The organism is Allocoleopsis sp., assembly GCF_036703385.1.
In the GTDB taxonomy this organism is placed as follows: Bacteria; Cyanobacteriota; Cyanobacteriia; order Cyanobacteriales; family Coleofasciculaceae; genus Allocoleopsis.
Genome location: NZ_DATNPA010000233.1, coordinates 1 through 8,050 on the forward strand (window position 1 = coordinate 1; position 8,050 = coordinate 8,050).

Annotated in this window: 7 protein-coding genes and 2 pseudogenes; 7 read left to right on the top strand and 2 right to left on the bottom strand. The window is 45.9% G+C overall.

The window, feature by feature from the left end; translation table 11 throughout:
• A pseudogene (locus V6C93_RS11390) lies at window positions 1–612 on the top strand (acetate kinase); the annotation flags it as partial.
• A 163-nt stretch (window positions 613–775) separates the two neighbouring features.
• Here V6C93_RS11390 and V6C93_RS11395 read toward each other — a convergent pair.
• The gene (locus tag V6C93_RS11395; protein ID WP_333476778.1) at window positions 776–1,453 is read right to left on the bottom strand and encodes a TetR/AcrR family transcriptional regulator; all 678 of its coding nucleotides are present in this window, start codon (window positions 1,451–1,453) and stop codon (window positions 776–778) included.
• 197 nt (window positions 1,454–1,650) lie between these two features.
• Here V6C93_RS11395 and V6C93_RS11400 point away from each other — a divergent pair, with 197 nt between their 5' ends.
• The 5 genes and pseudogenes from V6C93_RS11400 to V6C93_RS38205 form a co-directional block, all read left to right on the top strand.
• Entirely contained in the window at window positions 1,651–2,217 is a 567-nt protein-coding gene (locus V6C93_RS11400; protein ID WP_333476779.1) for a hypothetical protein, read from the top strand.
• Window positions 2,218–2,270: 53 nt separating this feature from the next.
• The gene (locus V6C93_RS11405) at window positions 2,271–2,861 is read left to right on the top strand and encodes an isochorismatase family protein (protein WP_333476780.1); all 591 of its coding nucleotides are present in this window, start codon (window positions 2,271–2,273) and stop codon (window positions 2,859–2,861) included.
• A gap of 285 nt (window positions 2,862–3,146) precedes the next feature.
• Complete coding sequence (locus V6C93_RS11410) at window positions 3,147–3,521, top strand: MerR family transcriptional regulator (protein ID WP_333476781.1); 375 nt, start codon at window positions 3,147–3,149, stop codon at window positions 3,519–3,521.
• A 15-nt stretch (window positions 3,522–3,536) separates the two neighbouring features.
• Window positions 3,537–4,250: a class I SAM-dependent methyltransferase gene (locus V6C93_RS11415; protein ID WP_333476782.1), complete on the top strand. Its 714-nt coding sequence runs from the start codon at window positions 3,537–3,539 to the stop codon at window positions 4,248–4,250.
• A 46-nt stretch (window positions 4,251–4,296) separates the two neighbouring features.
• Window positions 4,297–4,535 (top strand): annotated as a pseudogene (locus V6C93_RS38205) (aldo/keto reductase); the annotation flags it as partial.
• A 288-nt stretch (window positions 4,536–4,823) separates the two neighbouring features.
• Here V6C93_RS38205 and V6C93_RS11420 read toward each other — a convergent pair.
• On the bottom strand, window positions 4,824–5,459 hold the full coding sequence (locus V6C93_RS11420; protein WP_333476783.1) for a hypothetical protein: 636 nt from the start codon (window positions 5,457–5,459) through the stop codon (window positions 4,824–4,826).
• A gap of 642 nt (window positions 5,460–6,101) precedes the next feature.
• Between V6C93_RS11420 and lepB the strand changes: the two genes are divergently transcribed.
• The gene (gene lepB, locus V6C93_RS11425) at window positions 6,102–6,716 is read left to right on the top strand and encodes a signal peptidase I (protein WP_333476784.1); all 615 of its coding nucleotides are present in this window, start codon (window positions 6,102–6,104) and stop codon (window positions 6,714–6,716) included.
• Window positions 6,717–8,050 lie beyond the last annotated feature (1,334 nt).

Here is an 8,050-nt window from a genome sequence, read left to right on the forward strand (position 1 = left end):
GAGTTGGCGTCTTTGCGCTTGATTACTTGTCATTTGGGGAACGGTGCTTCTCTGGCTGCTATCTGCGAGGGTCAGAGTATTGATACCACGATGGGATTTACTCCCCTAGAAGGGTTGATGATGGGCACTCGCTCTGGCTCCATTGACCCTGGTATCTTGATTCACTTGCTGCAACACAGCGATTATGATGCCCAAAAGTTAGACGAAGTCCTCAATAAGGCTTCTGGGTTGAAGGGTATTTCTGGCGTATCGGGCGATGTGCGCCAGATTATGAAAGAGATTGACCAGGGCAACTCACGCGCTCAATTAGCGTTTGATATGTTTGTGCATTCTCTGCGTAAGCACATCGGCGCAATGCTGGCTAGTTTGGGCGGATTGGATGCTTTGGTATTTACTGGCGGTATCGGGGAGAATTCAGCAGCAATCCGTGCTGCGGCTTGTGAAGCATTTGAGTTTCTCGGTTTGAAACTCGACTCCCAAAGGAATAACGCCTCACCGACTGATACAGATATTGCAGCAGCAGATTCCGCGATTCGCGTCTTCGTAGTGCATACCGAAGAAGATTGGGCGATCGCACAAGAATGCTGGAAGTTAGCGAAAGCTGACCAATGAACCACTAGACCTCTTGCATAAATCCTGAAATGCCCCCTAAATCCCCCAATTCTGGGGGACTTTGAGATTCTTCCCCCAAAGTTGGGGGGTTAGGGGGGCAAAACTCGAATGAGAGCAAGAGGTCTACTGAGTTGGGGAGATGCGGATTGACATATTTGCCAGTTTAATCGCTAGTTTGAGAATCCTTAGTCATGTCTGGCACTGCCCGCACACCTGCCAAAATTAAGTTCAGCGATTCTTGGGTATGTTCCTCTAGCATCGCTTTACTCAGCATCCGCTTCCCTGACCAGAGATGCTTCACGTTTTCATGAGCTGCCAAGTAGAATACACAACTGCCCACAATATTGACCGCCGTATGTTTTGGTTCCAAGGGACGAAAAACCCCCTGTGAGATTCCTTGCTCCAAAATCGCGATCAGCGTTCCATAGAGTTGTTGGATCGACTCTTTTGGGTAGTACTTTCCCCGATTCTGAATCGCTTCCAGAAACAACATCGAAGCCAAGCTCGGTTTTTTCGACATTTGCTGGAGAAACATCCGAGTAAAGCTCTCTAATCCTTGCCGGGGAGGTAGTTGTTCCAGATTCAATTGCGCGATTTCGCCCAGAGGCTGTATAAACGCCCGGTTGAGAACTTCCTGATATAACGCTTCTTTGTTCTGGAAGTAGTAATAAATCATGGTTTTCGTCACCCCCGTCTGAGCCGCAATTGTCTCAGTACGAGCGGCGGCAAATCCTGCGATCGCAAACTCTTGTTCAGCCGCATCCAAAATTTGTGCCTTTGTCGCTTCTGCATCGCGTCCCGATATTGAACGTTTGCTTTTTGCTTGCCGAGAGCTAGGCATATCAACCCAAAACTGACCAACTGGTAAGTCAGTTTAACCTCTCCAAGCTCTTGTCGCCTCAGGCATTGGCAAGATTTCATCTTGTCTTCTCTTGACAGAAAGAATCGCTTATTTTTATACTTACTGACTAGTAAGTAAGTTATGGCCGAGAAAAATGGTGATATTTTTATGCCTTAAGACGAATCTTACTAAAGACAATGAACAGCCCTAAATTCAACGTTGAGTACCACGTCACGGCTGTAATTTCTCATCTAGTTAAACTGGGTCGAGAAGAGGGATATGAAGAATGGATGAGAGGAATTATTCCTGTAGCCAAAACATTTGAAGGGCATCTAGGAGTCAACATCCTACGACCGCAGAGAGGTATACAGCTGGAATACATTATTGTTCTTCACTTCGATCATCACAAAAATCTACAAGCCTGGTTAGATTCGTCGGTGCGTCGGGAGTGGATTGAACGAGTCAAACCGTTGATTCAAGAAGCGGAGGATGTGCAAGTTCTCACCGGTTTAGAAACCTGGTTTGAATTACCGAGACGACCTCAAAAGTCTCCACCTAAGCGTTACAAGATGGCGTTACTAACCTGGATAGGAGTGTTCCTGACGCTATCAACAGTGAGATATATTCTCCGCCCTTTGCTTGTGCATTTCCCGGATTTGTTAGCGCAACTCATCACCATTGGAATAGTTGTGTTGATACTCACATACGTTGTGATGCCCCAGTTAACCCGATTGTTTTACAAGTGGCTTTACCCCAACTCCTAAAGGGAAGCTACTCAACCATAGATTCATGTGTTTTAGATCTGAAGGAAAAAGAGATGAGCGATACTTTTACATCTGAAAATTCAGTGATGCTTTTAATCGACCATCAAGTTGGGACGATGCAATTAATTAAAAATATTCCCCTGGACGTTGTTAAACGAAATACGCTGGCTCTAGCAAAGACAGCTAAGATTCTCAACATTCCAGTGGTACTTACAAGCTCTCAGGAAGAGAATCTCCAAGGGCCACTCAGGCCTGAGTTGCAGGACATTTTGCCTGAAGCTTTTGAAAGGCGAATCAAACGCGCTGGTATTGTGAATGCCTGGAATGATTCAAACTTCAAGAAGGCGGTAGAAGACACCAAACGTAAAAACATTATCATGGCGGGTGTTACGACTGACGTGTGCCTTGTCTATCCTGCGCTCAGTGCCTGTCGTGAAGGGTACAATGTGCAAGCTGTAATGGATGCATCAGGGTCACCTTTCGATATTTCTGAGGAAATGTCTAGGCGGCGTATGGAGCGTGAAGGTGTTGTGCTGACGGCAACCAATACGCTTATGGCTGAACTCGCTCAGGACTGGAGTCGTCCACAGGGAAGTCAACTATTGCAGGTTTTATTTCAGGATGTTCTGCCTCAGATTGGGTAGCCTGTCTTGTCGGACTAGAGATAGAATCATATCGAATCCGTTGACATTGGAATACTATGTTTTTCTAACGCAGAGGTAGCAGAGGGCTACGCAGAGGATCGCTGAGTTTTTGATAGTCATAGCCACTCAGATTCAAATGTATCAGTCTCTCTCTTACCTCTGCGTCCTGGAGTAAGTCTGTGGTTCGTTCTTGGCAGACAACACTTGACACAACCTCAAAAAGTCGATGAGGTCAAATTAACGTTGACGTTAAGGTTGATATAAGTTTCCAAATTGACTGACAAAATGCGTATAGGAGAGCTAGCCGAAAAAGCTGGCGTGACTCCTCGAACAATTCGTTATTACGAAAACTTGGGTCTGCTCAAGCCCAGTGAGCGTGAGGGGAAGGGCTTTCGGTACTACACTGAGGCTGAGCTTGCCAGACTGCACAAGATCGATGCACTCCAATCTCTAGGGCTAAGCTTGGAGGAAATCGGCAGTATCCTCGACCTGTTCTTTGCAGAACCGACGATGTTACGGGGGAAGCAGAAATTGCTGGAAATCCTCATCGCTTATCTTAAGGAGACTGACGAAAAGCTCGAATTTTTAACACAGTTTCGGTCTGAGTTACAGCATCATATTGCCAAAATCCAGGAATGGATAGACGAGCAAACCAGTTGACTTTTGACTCAAATTATGGATGTATCGCAAAGATGGTTCTACAACGAATTTCAACAGAGCGGTGTTGACTTCGAGGATACAGCACGAGTTGAAGCCTATGACCACAATCAGCGATCAAGTAGTGAAGAAGCTGAACGGGAATTGGTTGAGCGGCTGGGTATCTCAGCAGGTCATATCGTAATTGACTTAGGAGCAGGTACAGGCACCTTTGCCATTCAAGCCTCTAAGGTAGGTGCTCGCGTACATGCTGTGGACGTGTCGCCAACCATGCTGGCGTATGCCCAAAAGAAGGTTCACGCTATGAATGCTCAGAACATTCAGTTCCACCATGCAGGATTCCTATCTTACGAACATCAAGGCGAACCGGCTGATTTTATAGTGACAAAAGCTGCCTTCCATCACCTTCCCGACTTCTGGAAGACGGTTGCGCTGTTGCGGATGGCATCAATGTTAAAGACTGGAGGGATTCTTTACCTTCGGGATGTGGTGTTCTCGTTCAACCCCAGCGAATATCACTCTTGTATCGATGCCTGGATTGCTCGAATGGCAAAGCCATCGGGTGAGGGTTTTACCGCCAGTGACTATGAGATGCACATTCGTGAAGAATATAGCACGTTCAGCTGGATTCTTGAAGGAATGATAACTCGTGCTGGGCTTGAGATTGTACAAGCGCATTACCCAGCACCTGAATCTGCCGAGTATTTTTGTCGGAAAAGCAAAAATTTGTAGAAATCAGGAGAACAAGAGGTAACTTTGCTCGATACGGCTGATATGTAAGGAAATTGCGGCCCAAAAGGGAGTTACGCCCGGTCAACTTGCGATCGCCTGGTTACTGACTCAAGGAGACGACATCGTACCAATTCCTGGAACCAAGCGCCGTACCTACTTAGAGGAGAATGTAGCGGCGGCGGATATTACATTAACTCAAGCTGAACTAGAGAGCATTGACGCGATCGCACCCAAGAATATTGCGGCTGGCGATCGCTACCTGACATGAGCAGTGTGAACCGCTAACTGAGTTGCGGTTTTAGATTTTTGATTGGCTCAAGTCCACTCAGGGGACGAATGGGTAGATGGTGAGCTTGCCGTTAGCTGTCTGGGATGCGATCGCCCTTGGCGCTGTCCTTCGGGCAAGCGCATCTCGCTGAGTCGATAAACGCCGCTACTCAGAAAACATCTGTCGCTAAACACACTCAGCGACAGATTTCTTTTTAGCTCGTTAGAGCGAACGATCAAACAGCAGTATGTACCAAAAGCCGCTAACTCATTCTCAATCCAAAATCCGATTATCTACCACCCTGCTTAGTCATAATCTATGTGCTCAACTTGTCTCTCTACTACTGGAGGCGGCATATACTCAGCTCGCCGTCTGCCCTGTATGGTAGGGGGGAGAGCGGTATAGGGGTGTTGCACCACATAGGTTGTCCGAGGTGGACGTTGCTGTCGTGAAAGCACAGATAATGCGCCAATCACTACGACACCGCCACTAATGGTAACCGCCATACCTCCTAGCGCCCAGACTAACCCTGAAAGCATCGGATTATCTTGCTGCCCCGCTTGAGTCACCTCTGATTGGGGTTTTGTTGGTGCAAACAAACTATTAGCATTCGGATCGTTTTGCGTCGTTAGCTTCTGCATTAACGACTGCTGATTTTGCAGTTGCTGTCTGAGCTGCTCTATTTCAGTTCGTTGCTGCTCGAGCTGCATGACGAGCCGCTGTTGGTCGGTATTGTATAACACTGAACCGGGTGAAGCCGTAGGCAGCGCCTGCGGTTGTGTCCCATTCATAAAAGGAGTGGTCAAAGGGGTTGGTGAGACTGGCGGGAGTTGAGCCACGGGCGGAGCCGTTGCACCCAAATTCGCTCCTCCCCTCATCAGAAAAAGAACTGCCACTCCAGCGAAGGCAGCTCCTGTCAGGAAAGCCATACCATCACTCATCGCCCTTACCTCTAAACTGCAACTGAATCATCAATAATGGGAACTGATGCACTCTGATACTCCTCACTTTGACATTACTTCCCTTGGATTAATATGCCATCTCCTCTCTTAAGGGAGGGGGAGCCACTCTTGCCCTGTTGATATCTGCTCATTCATTCAAAACCACATTTGTTTAATTGTCCACCTTAGCGAGGTTTAGCAATTTTAAGTGCCCTGATGAGCCATTTTTATACAAATTAAGTCTTTTGACAGATTGGACTGGTGAGCTTGACGCCAAGTGTGTTTACTTGCTAAGCCCTGAAAATGATACACCGATGTCAGCCTTCAGGGTGAAAGCCTTGAAATTTTTTAAACCTAAAATTCCTAGCCTTTGAACCCGATGCTTAGGTCTGTTGAAGCCAATATCACACCCTTAGAAGACCCACGTCGCCTTATGGATAAGGTACACCCACGAAAACTCACCTCATCGCGTAGCAATTCTACCGTATTGATCAAACTCAAGGTTTTTAAAATCTCACAGGAGCCTTATTCTCGCTTTTCACGTCGAAAAATTAACAGCCTTGGTGCTACTTTCGTGTAGCGAGGTTGTTGGACACCCATCTCATCTATATCAACGGTTCACTGTTACCCTACTCAACGCTTATGCATCATCGGCACAACCAAGATTTTAACAATCATCCCCAGCCAAGCCGCAACAATCTTTGGTTAGAGGGCTGCAAGACAGTAGCACTGAGTTTAGTGTTCGCTTTTGGGTTTCATACCCTTGTTGCCGAATCTCGTTATGTCGCCTCCGGGTCGATGCTACCTACGCTAGAAGTTAATGATCGCCTAGTAATTGACAAGTTGAGCTATCGCTGGTCAAATCCAGAACGAGGCGACATCATTGTATTTTCCCCCACCGACAAGCTCAAGCAGCAAAATGTCCGAGATACGCTGATCAAGCGGTTGATTGGTTTACCGGGAGAGAAGGTCGAGATCAAAGAGGGACGGGTATATATCAATAATCGTCTTTTAAGAGAAAAGTATGCTGCTGAGAAGCTGAGGTATGAGTGGGGGCCTGTCACCGTGCCAGCCAACTCTTACCTGGTCATGGGTGACAACCGCGATAATAGCTACGATGGTCGTTACTGGGGCTTCGTCCCTCACGATCACATCATTGGCAAGGCGGTGATTCGCTTCTGGTCTCCTGACCGTCTTGGTCAAATCGATCCATCTCCGCTTTATCCAGCCTCTGAGCAGCCCTCTCCAGGGCAGTAGGCTAGATTTGGGTGTAGAGAACGTAGGTCACAGGGTCGAAGGCTGGAAGGTTGAAGGTTGGAAATTATAACGGGCCTACCGACTAACCTAAGTCGCTAGACCTACGCGGTAGAAGTGTTCCATCAGTTGAAACAGTTGAAATGTGACGATGTCAACACTCAGAGCGCTGCTTGTAGAGGGCGGGCTATTTCTGCCAACCTGGTCTATTGAGGAAAACAATCAAAAAAAGCCTAGACTGGGCTCAGCAAGCAGATTACATCGTGAAATGCCCCTTGCACCTTTAAGGCTACACTGAATATCATATACTAGACACTTTTTAGCCTCTCTTAAGATAGGAAGAATTAGCGAATCAGCTTAGATTTACTACGAATCAAAGGGAACCTGAACAAGCAAAATAGGCATTATGAACCCCGCTGAAATCCGAATTGTTCGCCTAGGCTAGGAGGCGAAAGTTTTGCAACAAGGCTAGCGGAAGCAGCTGTTAGTAACCTTGCGCGATCGCTCCTTTCCTTTTTGGTATAGCATATGACACTTTTGAGCCAACATCTAACCCTCTTTAGTAACTCTGATAAGAGAATATTGAGAGGCGTAGTAAAAGTAGAGATAACGAGCAACTATGCAGCGCTCAGATTTACTAGCTTTCTGTCTTTGATGGTTAATCATTAAATCTGGTTCTCCACAATCTATTAGCCATATCCTCAAAAGTTATTTACAATTAAAACAGAATTTATTCAGGTTGCTCATTCCTGTTCTTGAAATCTTATTGGTCATATCGAATTCAGAGAGAGTAAATCGAAATTGCCACTCAAGAAACCATCTAAACTTGAAGCTAATTTCCGTCGATAAAGCCTTTCAATTTAATCGACTTTGAAAATCTTCAACTTAAGCATTTCAGTAGAAATTTCTTTGAAATAGCGATTTTCCACCATGAAAAAGAGTGTACCGACAACAGAGTAGCTGGCCTTAAGCTGCTCACTAGACAAGGATTTAGAAATCTGAATTGAGCCAGACTTTGCTGGAAAATCAGAGGAGGTTTGAAAAAAGCTATCCACCCCTATTCCTAGAACTATAAAATTTTAAGTGGCAGAAAATTTTCCGGTAAGTTAGTCTAATGATGAATTAGAAAGCTATAGATTTTTTTCCAGAGATTGGAGTGTTAAACCGAAATCAATTAGCGTGAGAGCAGTAATTACCCAAGGAGATAAGCATGAATCTAGAGACAGAAATCAGAGAATTCCTGGCGAATATTTCTCAGGAACAAGATATATTGAAATATATTTATAACACAACACCGGACAGTTTCGTCCCGTTTGAAACGCCGATCTACTACTCAG